Below are 18,621 nucleotides of genomic sequence, written 5' to 3' on the forward strand. Positions count from 1 at the left end.
GGACGGGCTTACCGTCCCGGGGTCGGCTGCTATCCGGCCGGTCGCGGATAGCGGCGTGCGATCTGCCGACCGGCCAAATCGAAGGTGCGCCGGGCGAGCGCCGAGATACTCGTGCCGTCGTAGCCGGATACCGCCGTGCGCAGGGTGTCGTGCAGCGGAGCGGTCCACTGCTTCGGAATGCCGCTCGCGCCCAGCAGCACTCCCGCCACCGATCCGGCCGTCGCGCCGTTGGCGCCGGTATCCCAGCCGCCCTGGACGGTCAGGCCGACGGTTCTGGTGAAATCGCCCGCGCCCCAGAGTAATCCGGCCGCGATCACGGCGGCGTTGCCGATGGCATGCCCCCAGTCGTAGTGCCCGTGCCGGGCACGCACCGCCGCGATCGCCTGCTCCCAGCCGATCCCGCGACAATGATCGGCGGTCACGAGCGCGAGCGCCTCGGCCAGGCGCGATCGGGCCGGAATCACCTGCCGCGCAACGCGAAGAGCCTCGGCCACCGAATCGGCGGTGAACGCCGAGGCCACCAGCGCGGCCGCCCAGCGCGCCGCCCAGACGCCGTTGCCGGTATGCGAGACCGCCGCGTCCCGGGCCGCCAGATCCGCGGCGTGCGCCGGATCGCCCGCGCACACATAGCCGTAGGCGTCGGCGCGGATCAGGGCGCCGATCCATTCGCGATAGGGATTGCGATAGTGCGCCGTCTCGGGCGGGGCGAAGCCGTCGATGAGATTGCGATAGGCCACCCGCTCGGCGGTATAGGTCTGCAGGAACGGCAGCAGCTCCAGCCACTGGCCCGCCACATCGGCGGCGGTGAAGCTCCACCCCTGCTGTTCCAGCAGATGCAGGCCGAGCACGGTGTAGTCCAGATCGTCGGCGCGCGGGCAGCCGTCGATGCGGCCGCGGGTGGATTCGGGCCAATTACCCTGCAGTTCACAGCCTTCCGGCATGGGGCTGAGCACCGGCACGTAATCGGTCAGCGGATAGGCCTCGGCGCGCTCGAGGTAGGCGCGGATACGCGCCGGGGACCACAGCAGACCGTTCTCGAGCGGCTTGCCGAGCGTGGCGCCGACACAACGGCCCAGCCAACCGCCGAGGATGCGGTCGTAGAGCCGGGTGGGCGCGGCCGTCACGGCGAGACCGGGCGGCTCGTCCGGCGCGTCCCCGTCCTCGACATAGGGCCACGCCGGGTCGCGGGGCGCGGCCTCGACCCGGTCGAGCAATTGCCAGCAGGCCGCCGCATTGGGAATGAGCGTACGGGTGAGGTCGTGCACCTCCTCGGCGAATTCGCCGACAAGGCATCCGGATTCGCGACGCTGCCGCCATTCGAAGTACAGCAGGGCACGCGGATCCGCCTCAGGGTGGCCGAAGGCGGCCGATTCGATGGATTCCATGATCTTCACAGATGAACTCGCAGGGAGGCCAGCGCCGCCGCGACGACTTCGGATAGCAGGGGTAATGATTCGTCGCGTTGCGGCGGCCGGACCCACCATCGCCCCTCATGGGTATGCCTGCCCAGTCCGGTGGGCAGAATGACATTGCTGCGATGCGGCCCGATATCCACGCTGTGCCGCTCCAACTGGACGGTACATTCCAGCGCCGGATAGCCGTCGAAGACCGCGAGGAATGTCCGCCGTGGCGGACGTTCCCGCACGAGCACCGGCCCGGGAATCCCACGCTCGGTCAACTCGTCCAGCATCAAGGCGCCCAACGTTTCCGGGGTGTTCACCGCCGCGATCGTATCGACCAGCGGTAACACCACGAATCCCGGCGATGTGACGTGGACCCCGGGCAATCCGAACACGCAACGATATGCGGCCGCCCAATCCTGCGGTGTCACAAGCTCTTCCAACCGCACGATAAACCTCGCTCGGCTCTCTCCTTACCGACACTGTGCCCCGACGTCGGTGTGGTCTTGACAGTCAAGCCCGGAATAGGAAGCTGCGGCAGCGATTTCGGTGAATCGTTAGCGAATTATCAAGGACGAACGGGTATGGCGGACACAAACCGACCGGCCGCCGCTGTTCTTACATCGGTCCACAACAATCGGCCGAACCATTTCTCGAATGCGCCCCGGGAATTGGGGTTGTGCGGCGTCGCATACCCGTTTCCCGAGAGTGTGCCGGGTACGCTCGGGACCGTAGCCGAACGCTGAACCTGGGAGGTTCGTCATGGCGTGTGATCTGGTGCTCATTGCCTACGACGGGTCCGAGAATGCGAAGCGCGCAGTGGAGTATGCCGGGCGGTTTCTGACGGCGACCAAGGCGGTGGTGTTGACCGCATGGGAGCCGATGGTGCGCCAGGCCGCGCGGGTCTCCGGATTGTCGGGTGTGATGCAGCCGGAGTGGATCGCCGACGACGAGATCGAGGACATCGCCTACGTCGACGCCAAGCACATCAATGCCGAGGGCGTCCGGCTGGCCAAGCTCGCGGGGCTCAATGCCGAGGCGCGGACCGCGGAATGCACCTCGGCGATCTGGAATGCGATCGTCGATGTGGCCGACGAACTCGATGTGGACATCATCGTGGCCGGCACCCGCGGCGCCACCGGAATTCGGGCCCTGCTGCATTCCAGCGTCGCCGAGGCCGTGCTGAAGCATTGCCACCGGCCGATCCTGTTGGTCCCGCCCGCCGGTAAGCATCCGGTCGATCACGAGCATTAGGCGGCGGTCAGCGCTGCTGCAGCCAGCGCCAGGAGTCGTCGACGCGTTCGCGACCGGGCGCGAGTTCCGGGCCGAGCACATCGGGCTCGGGGGTCGACATCGCGAGCCTGCGGAAGGCGTCCGCGGGCGGGGAGAGGGCATCCCCGCGACGGCTCACCACGGCCGTCTCCACCATCGGGACGTACCGGGTCAACGGCAGCGTCGTCACCGTGGGGCCGCACAGCGAGCGCACCGCGGCGGGCGCGAGGGCCACGCCGTGTCCGGCCGCGACCATCGCGACCGCGGTGGACATCTGGGCCACGATCCGGATCGGCGGATCGATACCGCCCAGGCGGCACGCCTCGATCAGATGCTGATGCAGTCCACCCCACGCCCCCGGCGCCGGCGCGAAGAACTGCTCGCCCGCCAGATCCGCGAGATCGACGCGATCCTCGCGCCGCGCCGGGACCCGCGGCAGGACGGCCATGAGCGGTTCGCGATGGATCACCGCCATATCGAGACGATGTTCGCGGTCCGAATCCACGACCGTCGGCGGCAGATGGACGAGGCCGATCTCCCTGCGGCGCAAGCGCACCGAATCCAGCACGCCTGTGCCGGGCTCCTCGATGTAGTCGAGTTCGACGTGCGGCCGCTCCCGGCGATACCGGGCCAGCAGGCCCGGCAGCACTCCCCAGCCGGTACCGGCATCGAACGACAGCGTCAGCCGCCCGGCTCGGCCGTCGCCGATATGCCGCACGGATTCGGCGATATCGGCGATATCGGACAGGATGCGGCGGGCCTTGACGAGCAATTCCCGACCGGCCTCGGTGAGATCCACGCCGCGGCGGTGCCGGACGAACAGCCGCACATCCAGTTCGGCCTCCAGCTTCTTGATCTGGGCCGTCAGCGGCGGCTGCGTGACATGCAGCCGATCGGCCGCGCGCGTCACCGACCCCTCCTCGGCGACGGCGACGAAGTATCCGAGCTGGCGCAGATCCATAGCCAATCGTATGGCTGCACCATGAATTTCGTATTGGACATATACCTGCGGGTGCGCGAGTGTGAGACGTCACACAGATCGAAATGAGGTGAGCCGATGCCGGAATTCATCTATGACGCGCCCTGGCAGCGCATCGTCTTCGGCACGGGTTCGGTGCGCCGGCAGCTGCGATCGGAGATCGAGCGGCTCGGCGCCGAACGCGTCCTCGCGGTGACCAGCCCCGCCCGGCAACGGATTTCGGCGGGCCTGCTGTGCTCGCTGTCGGATCTGATCGCCGATGTGTTCACCGGCGTGCGGCCGCATGTTCCGGTCGTGGTGGCCGAGATGGCCAGCGACCGGGCCCGGGCCGCGCGGGCCGATGCCGTGCTGAGCATCGGCGGCGGCTCCACCACGGGAACTGCCAAGGCCATCGCCCTGGATACCGGTCTGCCGATCATCGCCGTGCCCACCACCTACGCGGGTTCGGAGGTGACGCCGGTGTGGGGGCTGACCGAGAACGGGCGCAAGCGCACGGGCTCCGATCCGGCCGCGCTGCCCCGGGTGGTCGTCTACGATCCCGATCTGCTCGGCTCCATGCCCGAAAGCGTCGCCGCGGCAAGCGGTTTCAACGCATTGGCGCATTGCGTCGAGGCGTTCTGGGCGCCGGGCCGCAGCGCCAGCGTCGCCGTGATCGCCGAGGAGGGCATCCACGCGCTCGGCGCCGGACTGCGCACCCTCGCCGATGCCAGGGCCGAGGCCGCCGCGCCGGATCTGCTCTACGGCGCCTATCTCGCCGGTTCGGCCTTCGCCACCGCGGGATCCGGCCTGCACCACAAGCTCTGCCACGTCCTCGGCGGCACCTATGACCTGCCGCACGCGCAGACCCATGCCGTCGTGCTGCCGTATGTGCTGGCGTTCAACGCCCCGGGCGCACCGGAGGCGGTCGACCGCATCGGCCGCGCCCTGAACAGCGCGAATCCCGTCGCGGCCCTGCGTGATCTGGCCAAGCGCCTCGGCATTCCCCTGAGTCTGCGCGAAATCGGTTTGGCCGAAACCGATCTCGACGAGGCGGCCGCGCTCGTCGCCGCCGTGGTACCCGCCGACAATCCCGTACCCGCCGACCGCGCCGCGCTGCGCGCACTGCTCGCCGCGGCGTGGTCCGGCACCACCACCCCGGAGCAGTCATGATCGATCGAGACCGCCGCGAGCGGCTCCTCACCGACGAGGTCGCGGCCAGTTTCGCCGATGCGCCGCCGCGCCTGCGCGAGGTGATGGGATCCCTGGTCCGGCATCTGCACGCCTTCGCGGGCGAGGTCCGCCTCACCGAGGACGAATGGCAGCGCGGCATCGACTTCCTCACGCGCACCGGGCATATCACCACCGATACGCGCCAGGAGTTCATCCTGCTCTCCGATGTTCTCGGATTATCGATGTTCACCATGGCCGTCAACGCGCCCGAGGATGTGAATGCCACGGAGCCAACGGTTTTCGGGCCGTTCTTCGTCGACGACGCCCCGGAGATCGCATTGGGCGGTGATATCGCGCTCGGGGTGAAGGGCACGCCCTGCTATGTCAGCGGCACGGTCCGAACCACGTCCGGCGCACCGATTCCCGGTGCGCGCCTGGATATCTGGGAGGCCGATGCGGACGGCTTCTACGACGTGCAGTACGAGGGCGAGCGCCGCGCCGGACGCGGATGGCTCACCGCCGCGCCCGATGGAAGCTACCGGTTCTGGTCGGTGCTGCCCTCGTCGTATCCGATACCGCACGACGGTCCCGTCGGCGAACTGCTCGACGCCGTGCACCGCAGCCCGATGCGCCCGGCGCACTTGCACTTTCGCGTCGCCGCGTCCGGCTTCACGACGCTGGTGACGCATATCTTCGTGGCCGGTGATCCGTATCTGACAAGCGATGCGGTGTTCGGCGTCAAGGACAGCCTCGTCGTGGACGCGACCGAATATCCCGCGGGCCGGGCGCCGGACGGCGCCGACCGCGATCGCCCCTACTACCGCATGACCTTCGATATCGCGCTCGCCCAGGAGATTCAGCCATGACCGCCCCCCGAGACATCGAGACCGACGTCCTCATCATCGGCAGCGGACCCGCCGGCGGTGCGGCGGCGCTCGCGCTGGCGACGCTCGGCGTCGATCATCTGGTGCTGACCAAGTACCGCTATACGGCCAACACTCCCCGCGCGCACATCACCAATCAGCGCACGATGGAGGTCTTCCGGGACCTCGGCATCGAGGACGATGTGCTGGCCCGCGCCACACCGCACGAGCTGATGGGGCAGACCGTGTTCTGCACCAGCCTCACCGGCGACGAGCTCGGCCGGGTGCGGGCGTGGGGCACCCATCCGGCCCGCGAGGCCGACTACACCCAGGCCAGTCCGAGCCAGAACTGCGATATCCCGCAGAACTACCTCGAGCCGATCATCATCCAGCACGCGGCCTCGCGTGGCTCGCGAATCCGTTTCGACAGCGAGTATCTGGGCCTCACCCAGGACAGCGACGGCGTCGATGTCCGGGTACGCGATCGGGTCAGCGGCGGCGAATTCACCGTGCGGGCCCGCTATGTCATCGGCGCCGACGGCGGGCGTAGCGCCGTGGCAGCGGATATCGGCCTGCCGTTCGAGGGCGCGATGGATATCGCGGGCAGTATGAACATCGTCTTCCATGCCGACCTGTCGAATCTGGTCGAACATCGGCCCAGCGTCCTGTACTGGGTGTTGCGGCCGGGTGCGGATGTCGGCGGCATCGGGCTCGGACTGGTGCGCATGGTGCGGCCCTGGAACGAATGGCTCATCGTCTGGGGTTATGACATCACCCGGCCCGCACCCGATGTCGACGACGAGGCCGCGATCCGCATCGCACATCAGCTGATCGGCGACGACACCATTCCGATCACCATCCGATCCACCTCGCTGTGGGGCAACAACCGGATGTACGCCACCGCCTATCGCGCCGGGCGGGTGTTCTGCGCGGGCGATGCGGTGCACCGGCATCCGCCGTCGAACGGACTGGGCTCCAACACCTCCATCCAGGACTCCTACAATCTGGCGTGGAAACTGGCCTATGTGCTGAAAGGTGTTGCGGGGCAGGGACTTCTCGACACCTACAGCGCCGAACGGGTTCCGGTCGGACGCCAGGTGGTGCTGCGCGCCAACAAGAGCATCGAGGAATTCGGTGCGATCCTGGGAGCGCTGGGCATCGATGACACCAGCGACCCGGAGACGATGCGCGCGGCCATCGCCGAGCGCCGCGACAACACCGAGACCGGCGCACGCAAACGCCGCGAGCTGCGCACGGCGCTCGAGCTCAAGGATTACGAATTCAACGCGCACGGTGTGGAACTCGGCCAGCGCTACCGCTCCGGCGCGGTGGCGGGCGACGGCAGTGGCGAACCGGGCTACACCCGCGATCCGGAGCTGTACTACCACCCGACCACCCATCCCGGCGCCCGGCTGCCGCATGCCTGGCTCGGCACCGCCACCGGACATCGGGTGAGCACCCTCGACCTGTGCGGGCACGGCCGCTTCGCGGTACTCACCGGCATCTCCGGAGCGGCCTGGGCCGAGGCCGCGGCGGCCGTCGCCGACAAGCTGGGCATCGAGATCGCGGCCCATATCATCGGACCCGGCCACACCCATACCGACCTCTACGACGACTGGTCGCGGCTGCGGGAGGTCGAGGAGGACGGATGTGTGCTCGTCCGCCCCGATATGCATGTGGCCTGGCGCTCACACGGCCTGGTCGCCGAGCCCGGGCGGGCGCTGTTGGAGGCGTTGAGTTCGGTGCTGTCGGTCGAGGTGTGACTGAGATATCGATCGCTGGCCACGGGTCCCGGTGCGAGCGGCGGACTAGGGTCGGGGCATGGACGGCTTTCTGCTCGCACAGCCCGAGGGGGTGTTGCGGACCACCGGTGTCCGCACCGCCTTCGACGAGGCGGGCCGGGCGGCCGCCGCACTGCGGGCGGGGGCCGAAATCGTGGTCGGCGCGCTCGCCTTCGATCCGAGCAATCCGGCCGCGCTCTGCGTGCCCGAGCGGGCCGAGCACACCGCCGGACCGTGGCGACCGGCCGCGATACCGCCGCTGCCGCCGGTCCAGGTGACCACCGAAATCCCCAGTCCCGCAGAACATATCGCGCGGGTGACGAAGCTCGTCGAACAGCTGTCGGATCCCGGGCAGCCGCTGCGCAAGGTGGTCGCCGCGCGATCGCTGCTCGCCGAGGCCGACACCCCGCTCGATCCGGAGGTGGTGGCCGCGCATCTGCTGGCGCGCCATCCGCTGGCCAATGTCTTCGCCGTCGACCTCACCCCGTCCGGGCGAACCGGGGCGACGCTGGTGGGCGCGACACCGGAGGTGCTGGTGGCCCGCCACGGCGAGATCGTCACATTGCACCCACTCGCCGGAACCATGCCCCGGCATCCGGACCCGCGGATCGATGCCGAACGCTCACGAGAGCTGTTGTCCAGCAGTAAAAATCGCGCGGAGCATGCCTTCGTCATCGATTGGATCCGCGAGCGGCTGGCCACAGTGTGCACCGAACTCGCCATCCCCGACGGTCCGCGGCTGATCAATACGGCCGAGGTGTGGCATCTGGCCACACCCATCCGGGGCCGCCTGCGCGATCCGGCCGTCACCGCGCTCGATCTGGCGGTCCTGTTGCAGCCGACCCCCGCGGTCTGCGGCACCCCCACCGAGCTGGCGCTCGAGACGATCACCGAACTCGAGGAGGAGCGCGGCTTCTACGGCGGCGCGGTCGGCTGGTGCGACGCGCGCGGCGACGGCGAATGGGTGGTCGCGATCCGCTGCGCCGAACTGTCCGCCGATTGCCGCACGGTCCGGGCCTTCGGCGGCGGCGGCATCGTCGCCGCCTCGGATCCGCGATCCGAACTCGACGAGACGACCGCGAAGTTGCGCACCCTGCTCGGCGCGCTGCACTGCCGGGTCCCCTCCGACGATGATGTTGTAGGTTGACTCGGAACACGCCTGGCGTCGATGTATGGGAGTCCGCGATGAAGTTTGCCGTTCCTGGGGTAGCAAGCGCCGCCGCCGGGGCTGTGCTCGGTGTGGTCGCGGTGTTCGCCATCACGCTGGCGGCGCAGCAGAATTCGCGGCCCGAGGTGGATCGCAGCGGCAATGCCTCATCGTCGCTGCTCAACAACGTTGAGTACGGCGCTCGCTGAGCCGCCCTCTCGCGTCGATCCCACCGCGCCACTAGGCCGGCGATGGTTCGCCGGGACGGTGGTCGCGGCATTTCTGCTCACCTTCCTGCAGGCGCCCGGGCGCACGGTTGCCGATACCAAATACGATCTGGCCCAGAATCCGCTGGGCTTTCTCGAGCGTGCGGCCCATCTGTGGAGCAGTCAGGCGCCGATGGGGCAGGTGCAGAATCAGGCCTACGGCTACTTCTTCCCGCACGGAGCGTTCTTCTCGCTCGGCCATATGCTCGGGCTGCCCGCCTGGGTGACGCAGCGGATCTGGTGGGCGCTGCTGATTCTGGCCGGATTCTGGGGCATCGTCCGGCTGTGTGAGGCGCTGGGCATCGGCTCGCGCGGCGCGCGCGTGGTGGCCGCGGTGGCGTTCGCGCTGTCGCCGCGGGTGCTGACCACGCTCGGGTCGATCTCCTCGGAGACGCTGCCGATGATGCTCGCGCCCTGGGTGCTGCTGGCGCCGGCCGCACTCGGCCGGCTCCGATTACCGAAACGCGGCGCCGCCTCGCCCGCGGGCAGCGCGCTCGCGCTGGCCCTGATGGGTTCGGTGAACGCGGTGGCGACCGCGGCCGCATTCCTGCCCGCGGCGCTGTGGTGGATCTCGTATCGGCCGAACCGCACGTGGTGGCGATTCACTCGCGCCTGGATTCCGCTGCTGGTGCTGGCCACCTTCTGGTGGGTGGTGCCGCTGCTGGTGCTGGGCAGGGTGAGTCCGCCGTTCCTGGACTACATCGAATCCTCCGGGGTGACCACGCAGTGGGCCTCGCTGGGTGAGGTGTTGCGCGGCACCGACAGTTGGACGCCGTTCGTCTCGCCGGAGCGGATCGCGGGCGCGGTGCTTGTCACCCAGCCCGCGGCCGTGCTGGCGACCGGACTGCTTGCCGCGGCCGGGATGGCCGGACTGGCGCTGCGGTCGATGCCGTATCGGGGGCGGTTCGCGCTGATCCTGATCGTCGGGCTGGTAGGGATCTGCGCGGGCTATGCCGGACAGCTGGGTGGGCCCTTCGCCGAGCCGGTGCGCCTGTTCCTGGATTCCGCCGGTGCGCCGCTGCGCAATGTGCACAAGCTGGAACCGCTGATCCGAATTCCCTTGGTCTTGGGGCTTGCTCATCTGCTGCGCCGGGTGCCGCTGCCCGCCTCGGTGCGAATGCCGGTGTGGCGCAATGCCTTCGCCCATCCCGAGCGGGACAAGATGGTGGCCGTGACCGCGCTGGTCCTGGCCGCGTTGACGCTGTCGACCTCGCTGGCCTGGACCGATCGGCTGGCCCCGCGCGGGGCCTACGACGCGGTGCCCGGCTATTGGCAGCGGACCGCGGACTGGTTGGCGCATAACGCCTCCGACACCCGCGCCCTCGTGGTGCCGGGCGCGCCGTTCGGCAGTCAGATCTGGGGATTGACCCGCGACGAACCGCTGCAGGCCCTGGCCACGACGCCGTGGGCGGTGCGCGATGCCGTCCCGCTCGTCCCGCCGGGGGCCATCCGGGCCATGGATTCGGTGCAGCGGCTCATCGCCGACGGGCGGCCCTCGACCGCGCTGGCGCCGACGCTGATCGATCAGGGCATCGGAATTCTGGTGCTGCGCAACGACCTCGATCCGGATACCTCGCGCTCGACCCGGCCGATGCTCGCGCATCAGGCCATCGAGGGGTCGCCCGGACTGACCAAGGTCGCCGAATTCGGCAACGATATCGAGGTCGGCCACGGCGACGGCCTGGTCACCGATGGTGATCTGCGCCCGGACTATCCGGCGATCGAGATCTACCGGGTGGACGTTCCCCGGCCGGGTACGCCGGTCGAGTTGCGCAGCGGTCCGGGCGCGCCCGGCGCATTCCCGGGCGCCTATACCGTGCCGCTGAATTCGGTGCCGGTAGTGCGGGGCGGGCCCGAGGTGCTCGAACGCCTGCGGCGCGACACCGACGCACCGAACGGTCCCGCCCTGCTGACGGCCGATGCCGCGCGGGCCGGATTGGCGGGCGGTTCGGTGACCGTGACCGATACCCCGATGGACCGGGAAACCGATTTCGGCCGGGTGGACAACCATGATTCGGCCCTGCGCGCACCGACCGATGCGCGGCGAACCCACAATCTCGTACCGGACTATCCCGTCCCGGGCGAGCAGCCGGTCGAGGGCGAATGGTCCGGCGCCGTGATCACCGCCTCCGGTTCGGCCGCCGACGCCACCCAGCTCGGCGGGTCCGCGCCGGGCAGTTCCACCGCGGCGATGGTGGACGGCGATCTGTCCACAGCGTGGCTGAGCAACAGCGCCGAATCCGCTGTAGGACAATGGGTTCGGCTCGATCTCGCGCATCCGCTGCGGACCGCCGTGCTGCATGTGACGACCAGCCCGGCCGCGATCGGCGATCCGGTCAAATGGATCGAGGTGCGCACCGCGAACGGCACGGTCGCCGCGCGCATCTCCGAACCCGGTGTGCCGGTATCGGTTTCGCTGCCGCCGGGCCGCACCGATTGGCTCACCATCACCGCCACCCGCACCGAGAACGGCACGGGCGGCGGGCAGTTCGGGATCAGCGAGCTCTCTCTCGAGGACTACTCCGATCGCGAGGCGCCGGTGCCGGTCGATATCCGCCACCGCACGGTACTGCCGCCGCTCGCCGCGGGCACCGGGGTGCGCGGCTGGGATCTCGGGCAGGAATTCCCCGGGCGCAGCGGCTGTTTCGACGCACCCGATCGGGTGCGCTGCAGTAAGGGTCTGGGTCTTCCGGCCGAGGAGCCGGGGGCCTTCGAGCGCACCCTGCGGGTGCCCGAGTCGATGTCGGTCCGGCCGCGGCTGACCGTCCGCACCCGCCAGGCACCCGAGCTCGAGGCGCTGCTCACCGACCACGAGCGACCGATCGCGCGCGGCAAGGCCGACGTCGGCGATCTGCGCGGCTCGGCCTTCGCCGCCACCGACGGGGATCCGCGCACGACCTGGATCGCCCCCGAGGACACGGTGCGAAATCCGGCCGGGCCCAAGCCCACCCTCACCCTCGAGCTGCCGCATCCGGCGCTGGTGACGGGCGTGGAGATCACACCGTCGCGGGGCGCGCTGCCCGCCCGGCCGACGGCCGTCGCGGTGAATCTCGGCGATGGGCCGCAGGTTCGCGAGCTGGATCCCGGCGAAGAACGCGCCGGGAACAGAGATGGGGAAGGCGCGGGGAACAAAGAGGGGGAAGCGGCCGGGAACAGGGATGGGGAAGCCACCGGGAGCAAAGAGGGGGAAGCCGCCGGGAACAAAGATGGAGGGGCCGCCGGTACGCCGGTACGCCTCGAACTACATCCACGGGTGACCGACCGCATCGAGATCAGTATCAACAGCTGGAAGCCCGTATTGGACCGCACGGCACTGGGTTTCACCCTGGAGCAGCCGCCCGGCCTGGCGGAGGTCACCGTGCTGGGTCCGGACTATCCGCCGCCCGCCGCATCCGATCGCCCGATCACCGTCGACTGCGCGCACGGTCCGACGCTGGCCGTGGCCGGTCGGATCGTGCACACCTCGATCACCGCGACGGCGGAGCAATTGCGTTCCGGTGCACCGGTTTCCGCACAGGTCTGCGAGGGGGACGCCGATCCGGTGAGCCTGCCACCGGGCCGGGTCGACGTCACGGTCACGCCGACCGGACTGTTCTCGGTCGACGAACTGCGACTGGACCGCACCGACGCCGCACCGCAACCGATGTCGGCTCCCGCCGACAGCAAGCTCCTAGTCCTGCCGTTGAGCACCAACGTCGGCTGGCGCGCACACGGCGCCGACGGCCGCGCCCTCGTCCCGATCGTGGTCGACGGCTGGGAGCAGGGTTGGCTGCTGCCCGCCGACGTCCGCGGTCCGGTCACCGTCGAATTCCCCATCGATCGCTGGTACCGGTGGGCCATCTTCGGCGGACTGCTCCTGCTGCTGCCGCTCATCGCCCTCGCCGTCCCCTGGCGGCGACGGTCCGATCCGCCACTGCCGCAGGCGGATTCGCCGCCGCGGAGCTGGCATGCCCGGATCGCCGGAGCGGCCGGACTGACCGCGGCCGCGCTGATCGTCTCCGGACCGGTCGCGGTGGGGCTCACCGTCGCGGGCCTGATCGCCAACCGGATCTACCCGCGCCGCATGCCCGCGATCCTGGTCGGCCTCGCCGGTCTCGGCACCGCCGTCTCGGCCGCGGCGCTGTCCACAGGCCCGTGGCGCTCACCCGATGGATATCTGGGCGGCTCGTTGTGGGTGCAGTTCCCGGCGCTGGTCGCGGTGCTCGCCGTCGGTCTCGCGGCGCTCAGCCGAAGCGACGGCGAACCCAGTGCCGCACCGGCTCTTCCACGAGTGCGTAACTGGCTGCGGCGAGCGGGACGGTGAACGCCACCGTCAGCAGCAGCACGTAGACGAAATGACCGGTGAACGGGATGATTCCGAAGACGGGGAACACCATCGACAGCACCGCGAGATGCCAGATGAAGATCCCGTAGGACCAGCGGCCCAGCGTCGCGGCCACCCGGCTCTCCAACCAACGGTGCCGCCGATCGCCGAGCACCAGCGGTGCGAGCAGGCCGAAGCCGATGACCGCGCCCAGCCCCATCTTCATCACGTACTGCCAGGGCGCGCCGCGGGTCAGCCCGGCCGGGCCGGCCAGATCGGTGGCCGACAGCGCGAAGGCGACCGCGGCCAGCGACCACATGGCCCAGCGGTTTCCGGCGATACGGCGCCAGCGCGGTACGTCGTCGCAGACCAGTTCGGCCAGCAGCATGCCCGCGGCGAACCACGGCAGATAGCCCGGCAGCCAGTTGTCGGAGTGGATCGCCTCGGGCGTGGGCACGGGCAGGAAGTTCCAGCCCAGGCTGATCACCCCGAACGCCGCGACCGTCGCCACCCGCGCGCGCGGCCCACTCATCCACATCAGCGCACAGGCGAGTATCGGCAACAGAAGATAGAAGGCCACCTCCACCGACAGACTCCACATCTGGGTGAGCCCGTCGGTCAGCGTCAACGGCACGAACACCTGCAGCAGCGCCAGATTCGCCAGCCACACCCGGCGCCCGGCCGAATGTGCCGCCGAGGGAAGCAGTATCAGCACCGCGCACACCACCACCCAGTACGCGGGCAGGATGCGCGCGGCCCGATGCAGCAGATAGCGCCCGGCGGGCGGGGCCGATCCGGATCCGCGCGCGGCCACCGCATGCGGCCGCCACAGCAGAAATCCGGATAGCCCGAAGAATACGGCCACCGCCATATCGAACCGGCCCCACAGCCGGTCCAGCACCGGCGCACCGGTCGCGCCGGTCTGGAAGGCCACATGTGTGAGCACCACACCGAACGCGGCCAGCGCGCGCATACCCTCCAGCGCGGGGACGAATGCCCGCGGCGGCACGCGGCCGGGCGCGGGCGAATTCGCCGGGGCGGGGTCGGTCGCGGTCGTGGTCATCGCGCTCCAGTCTGCTGTGCGGACGATTCGGGCCTCAGATCGGCATGGTCGGGTACTCGGCTGTTAGTGTCGGGGCTCACGAACGCCGTGCGGCAGCGGGGTTCGTCCGGAACGGCCTGTTCGACGACGAGGAGAGTTGCATGGCACTCGGTGCCGGTACCAAGAGGACGGTAGCCTGCGTGCTCGTAGGGCTCGGTACGCTGCTGATCGTCGCGGCAGTGCTGACCCCGACATATGCGGTCAGCCAGCTCGCCAAGACTCCCCTCGATCTCGAGATCACCACCATCGCGACCAACAATCCGAACGCGCCCAGCGAGGTCCTGGACGCGAAGTCCCTGACCTCGGGAACCGGTCCGGCGAAGGTGGATCAGAACGTTTCGATCATCTCGCAGCGCTTCCTCACGATCGAGGATCCGTCCGATAAGAACGATATGACCATTCAGGCCGGTCAGACGCTGCGACGGATCGATAAGCAGGGCGATACCGGCCTGCTCACCGCGACCATCGACCGGGTCACCATCGACCGCAAGTCCGGCATGCCGGTCGACGCCGACCCGAACGGTTCGGTCGCGGTCTCGGTGAACAGCAAGGGCGAAAGCGTCGCGGATCCGGTGCAGCACACGGGCCTGCAGTATCGGTTCCCGATCGACACGGAGAAGAAGGACTACCCGTACTTCGATCTCAACGCGCGCAAATCCTTCGATATCAAGTACGTCGAAGAGACCGAGATCAACGATCTGAAGGTCTATCACTTCCAGCAGCAGGTCCCGCCGACCGATCTGTCCAAGGTCGTGAACGCGCCCAGCAACAGGCTCACCCTGCCCGCGGCCAAGTGGGGTGTGGCGGGCGACGGCGATGTGACCATGGACCGCTTCTACACCGACACCCGCGATGTGTGGGTCGAGCCGCAGACCGGCACGGTCATCAAGGGCGCGGAGCAGCTTCACCTGTACTACGCGCGTTCGGGCGATAAGCCCGAGGTGACGGCGCTGAAGTCGAATCTGATCTTCGACGGTAAGACGATCGACTCGCAGATCGCCGAGGCCAAGAAGTACACCGACGAGCTGTCGCTCTACAGCCGGATCCTGCCGATCACGCTCGGTGTGATCGGCGCGGTCGCGCTGATCATCGGCCTGCTGCTGGGCCTGCGCGGCGGCGAGGACAAGCCGGGTCGCCTGGTGCGCAAGCGCGACCCGAGCGGTGTGGGCGCCGACGACGCGCCCACGCAGCAGATCGATCTGGGTAAGCGGCCCTAGCCGATTCGTTCCCGAGGCTCCCCGGAGGTCGACTCCGGGGAGCCTTTCGTTTGCCTGCCGACGGCCAGGACGACCAGCACGATGATGGTCGCGGTGACCGCGGCCGTGACGACGGTCGCGAGGGTGATCAGCGCGGGGAGCGATCCGACCACGGTCAGCGCGAGCACGATCTCGAGCGCGAGGCCGATCCAGGTGACGACCGCCGGGGCGGTGCGATCGACGGCGATCGCGGACAGCAGCGCACCCTGCAGCAGCGCGAGCAGCGCGCCGTCGAGGGCGAACAGCCACAGCAGCCCCTCGATCGGGGCATAGTCGTGACCCGCGAACAGTGGTGCCAGCGGAGCGAATACGGCCGCACCCACGACCGCGACGACCCCCACCGCGGACAGCACCCCGAGCGCATCGCGCACGGCCCGCGCCGAATGCTGCGGCTGCGCCATCCGCGGATACAACACCACCCCCACGGCCTGCGGCAACCAGAACGCGATCTTGGTGGCAATGGCCCCCAACGCATACCGACTGGCATCCGCCTCCCCCAACACCACCCGAGCCACGATCAAATCCACCGAAGACAACGCCATCAACGCCGCCTGCACCTGCGCCGCCCGCACCACCGCCACCACCCCACCCCCAACCCCCGCACCCTTTCCCGCGCTTCGCACCCCCTGTGGGCGGCTGGAACCGGTGCGAAGTGCGGGAAAGGGTGCGAGGGTTTCGGGGGTGGTGGTGCGGTGGGCGTAGGTGGTGGCGAGGGTTAGGCCTGCGGCGGCGGACCAGAGGGCGGGGGCGGCGCCTGCGCCGGTGGCCAGGGTGATCAGGGCGGGGGCGGCTCGGAGGATGCCGCTGCCGCCGAGAATCGTTGCCAGCGTGCGGAATCGGTGGGTGCCCTGCAGGATGCCCTGTTCGGTGGACAGTAGGACCAGTAGTGGGGCCGAGATCAATGCGCCCGATGCCGCGGCGACGCTGACGTGCAGACCGGCGGCGACGGCCGGGACCAGGGCCGCGGCGAGGAGTGCCACGATTGCCGCGCAGCGCCGTCCGAGTGCGCGGGCCGCGGGCACGGAGGCGCCGTGCACCATCTGGCGGGCCACCACATTCTGCAGTGCGAGAGCCGGGACCGCGCACAGCGTCTGCGCCGCGAGCAAGCTCGCGAACTCGCTGTACCCCGCGACCCCCAGCCACCGACCGGCCAGCAGCTGCAGCAGATATCCGGCCACATTGGCGGTCATGGCCCCCGCCGTCACCAGGGTCAGATCCGCGACCACGGGTAGACGACGCGAGGCAGGCATCCCGCCATGCTGCCACCTCGGGTCGGGGACACGTAGGGTGGCTGAGCGTGACTGCGGGTGATCGGACAGGTCGCGGGCTGTGGGACCGGATCGCACCGGCCGTCTGGAGCCTGGGTGTGGCGCTGCTCGTGGTCGGCCCGCTGCTCGGTCCGGGATATCTGCTGCTCCGCGACGCGGTGAGCACGCCGCGGTCCTATCCGACCGACGCGGCACTGGGGTTGGGTGATGCCGCACCGCGCGCGGTACCGCAGGACGGGCTGCTGGCCGCGGTATCGCCGCTGGTGGATGGCGGCCTCGTCGTGAAAGCGATTCTCGTGGCGGCACTGTGGGCGGCGGGCTGGGGATCCGCCGTCCTGGCCCGCCGCCTGCTGCGCGTATCGCTCGGCCCGCAGTTGGTGGCGGCCACGCTGGCACTGTGGAATCCCTATGTGGCCGAGCGCCTGCTCCAAGGCCATTGGAGCCTGCTCACCGGCTACGCCGCCCTGCCGTGGACGATTCTGGCGGCCCATCGAATTCGATACTCCGTGCCGCCGAGTACCGAAAGCGCAGCGGGGAGAGGCGAATCGGCCCGCGCCTGGGCGGCGCTGGGGAGCTGGCTCGCCGTCGCGGGGCTGACGCCGACGGGAGCGCTGCTGGCCGGAGTGGTGGCCGTTATCGCAGTGGGCCGCAGGCGGATTGCCGGTGCGCTGATCCTCTCGATCGCGGCCTCCGCGCCCTGGTTGGTCGCGACCGCGCTCTCCGGCGCGGGGGCCGAACCGTCGGATCCGGGCGGGATCGCGGCGTTCGCGGCGCGGGCCGAACCCGGGCTCGGTGCGTTGGGCAGTCTTGCCGGGCTCGGCGGGATCTGGAACGGTGATGCCGTACCGGGTTCCCGCACAACACTTTTCGCGCTCGCGGCGACGCTCGTACTGTTGGCCATCGTGGCGACGGGTGTCCGGAGCGTCGCCGCGGCGGGCGATCCGGCGACCCGCCCGGTGCGCCGGGCACTTCTGGTGCTCGCGGCTGCCGCCGTCGCGCTGCCCGCGCTCGGGGCCACGGGCTGGGGCCTGCATATCGGCGAGTGGCTGGTCACGCGGGTTCCGGGCGCCGGACTGCTGCGCGACACCCAGAAGTACGTGGCCCTGGCCATGCCCGCCTATACGCTGTGCGCGGCGGCCGGATGCCGGGCCGTCGCCGGGGCGATCGGGAAACGGGTTACCGATGTCGACGTATTGCCTTTGGCGGCAACGGTTTTCATCGTACTTCCGGTGATCACCCTGCCCGATCTCGCATGGGGCGTGGGTGGCGCGCTGCGCCCGGTGCACTATCCGCCCGGATGGCAACACGTCGCCGCGGCCATCGATGGGCCGGGCGATATCGCCGTACTTCCGGCGGGCATGTTCCGCAGATTCCCCTACAGCGGCCGCGTCCCGGTCCTGGATCCCGCGCCCCGCATGCTGCCGCGCGATGTGCTGCAGACCGGTGAGCTGCCGGTGCGCGGCCGAGTCGTCGCGGGCGAGGGCACCCGGGCCCGTGAGGTCGAGCAGGCCCTGCTGCGGGGCGGCCCGCCGGGCGAGCTCGCGGCGCGCGGCATCGGCTGGGTGCTGGTGGAACGCACCACGCCCGGACCGCTCGGAGATTCGGCGAATACCCTGTCCCACTTGGAATCCCGATACATCGATGACGATCTCGCGCTCTATCGCGTGCCGGACCCCGCCGATACCCGCGCGCCGGGCCACGCCGCGCACCGATCCCTCGCCCTCGCGGCCCATCTGCTCTGGGCATTACTGCTGCTCGCGGGCCCGCTACTCCGATCGATCGCCCGCCGGACGAAATCTGCTGCGCCCGAGCGGGAATCCGCGCCATGATGGCAT

The 18,621-nt window shown here is 69.7% G+C and carries 14 protein-coding genes; 9 read left to right on the top strand and 5 right to left on the bottom strand.

The window, feature by feature from the left end; all coding sequences use genetic code 11:
- Positions 1-29 precede the first annotated feature (29 nt).
- Together ACIA76_RS13665 and ACIA76_RS13670 are read right to left on the bottom strand one after the other, a co-directional pair.
- Entirely contained in the window at positions 30-1,385 is a 1,356-nt protein-coding gene (locus ACIA76_RS13665; protein ID WP_397152103.1) for an ADP-ribosylglycohydrolase family protein, read from the bottom strand.
- 5 nt (positions 1,386-1,390) lie between these two features.
- A complete protein-coding gene (locus tag ACIA76_RS13670; RefSeq protein ID WP_397152104.1) occupies positions 1,391-1,720 on the bottom strand; it encodes a hypothetical protein in 330 nt (109 codons plus the stop codon).
- Between the two features lie 442 nt (positions 1,721-2,162).
- Between ACIA76_RS13670 and ACIA76_RS13675 the strand changes: the two genes are divergently transcribed.
- Positions 2,163-2,654, top strand: coding sequence for a universal stress protein (locus tag ACIA76_RS13675; protein WP_397152105.1), 492 nt, complete (start codon positions 2,163-2,165; stop codon positions 2,652-2,654).
- A 7-nt stretch (positions 2,655-2,661) separates the two neighbouring features.
- On the opposite strand, the gene ACIA76_RS13680 is transcribed toward ACIA76_RS13675, so the two are convergent.
- Positions 2,662-3,633 (bottom strand): LysR family transcriptional regulator, encoded by a 972-nt coding sequence (locus ACIA76_RS13680; protein ID WP_397152106.1) that lies wholly within the window; start codon positions 3,631-3,633, stop codon positions 2,662-2,664.
- A gap of 96 nt (positions 3,634-3,729) precedes the next feature.
- Here ACIA76_RS13680 and ACIA76_RS13685 point away from each other — a divergent pair, with 96 nt between their 5' ends.
- From ACIA76_RS13685 to ACIA76_RS13710, 6 genes are read left to right on the top strand one after another with little or no spacing between them, the layout of a single operon-like run.
- On the top strand, positions 3,730-4,800 hold the full coding sequence (locus tag ACIA76_RS13685; protein ID WP_397152107.1) for a maleylacetate reductase: 1,071 nt from the start codon (positions 3,730-3,732) through the stop codon (positions 4,798-4,800).
- Positions 4,797-5,666, top strand: coding sequence for a dioxygenase (locus ACIA76_RS13690; protein ID WP_397152108.1), 870 nt, complete (start codon positions 4,797-4,799; stop codon positions 5,664-5,666). The genes ACIA76_RS13685 and ACIA76_RS13690 overlap by 4 nt, the downstream gene beginning before the upstream one ends.
- Positions 5,663-7,426 (top strand): FAD-dependent oxidoreductase, encoded by a 1,764-nt coding sequence (locus ACIA76_RS13695; protein ID WP_397152109.1) that lies wholly within the window; start codon positions 5,663-5,665, stop codon positions 7,424-7,426. The genes ACIA76_RS13690 and ACIA76_RS13695 overlap by 4 nt, the downstream gene beginning before the upstream one ends.
- 58 nt (positions 7,427-7,484) lie before the next feature.
- A complete protein-coding gene (locus ACIA76_RS13700) occupies positions 7,485-8,591 on the top strand; it encodes an isochorismate synthase MenF (protein WP_397152110.1) in 1,107 nt (368 codons plus the stop codon).
- Positions 8,592-8,629: 38 nt separating this feature from the next.
- On the top strand, positions 8,630-8,800 hold the full coding sequence (locus ACIA76_RS13705) for a DUF2613 domain-containing protein (protein WP_397152111.1): 171 nt from the start codon (positions 8,630-8,632) through the stop codon (positions 8,798-8,800).
- A complete protein-coding gene (locus tag ACIA76_RS13710; protein WP_397152112.1) occupies positions 8,754-13,160 on the top strand; it encodes an alpha-(1->3)-arabinofuranosyltransferase family protein in 4,407 nt (1,468 codons plus the stop codon). Before ACIA76_RS13705 ends, ACIA76_RS13710 begins: the two co-directional genes overlap by 47 nt.
- On the opposite strand, the gene ACIA76_RS13715 is transcribed toward ACIA76_RS13710, so the two are convergent.
- Positions 13,081-14,223 (bottom strand): acyltransferase family protein, encoded by a 1,143-nt coding sequence (locus ACIA76_RS13715; RefSeq protein ID WP_397152113.1) that lies wholly within the window; start codon positions 14,221-14,223, stop codon positions 13,081-13,083. The genes ACIA76_RS13710 and ACIA76_RS13715 overlap by 80 nt on opposite strands.
- A gap of 140 nt (positions 14,224-14,363) precedes the next feature.
- Here ACIA76_RS13715 and ACIA76_RS13720 point away from each other — a divergent pair, with 140 nt between their 5' ends.
- Entirely contained in the window at positions 14,364-15,479 is a 1,116-nt protein-coding gene (locus tag ACIA76_RS13720) for a DUF3068 domain-containing protein (RefSeq protein ID WP_397152114.1), read from the top strand.
- Here ACIA76_RS13720 and ACIA76_RS13725 read toward each other — a convergent pair.
- A complete protein-coding gene (locus ACIA76_RS13725; protein ID WP_397152115.1) occupies positions 15,476-16,768 on the bottom strand; it encodes a polysaccharide biosynthesis protein in 1,293 nt (430 codons plus the stop codon). The two genes, ACIA76_RS13720 and ACIA76_RS13725, sit on opposite strands and share 4 nt — an antisense overlap.
- Before the next feature lie 47 nt (positions 16,769-16,815).
- On the opposite strand from ACIA76_RS13725, the gene ACIA76_RS13730 reads away from it, so the two are divergent.
- Entirely contained in the window at positions 16,816-18,615 is a 1,800-nt protein-coding gene (locus tag ACIA76_RS13730) for a hypothetical protein (protein ID WP_397152116.1), read from the top strand.
- The last annotated feature ends 6 nt before the right edge of the window (positions 18,616-18,621 follow it).

Source organism: Nocardia sp. NPDC051570 (genome assembly GCF_044454005.1).
GTDB lineage: Bacteria > Actinomycetota > Actinomycetes > Mycobacteriales > Mycobacteriaceae > Nocardia.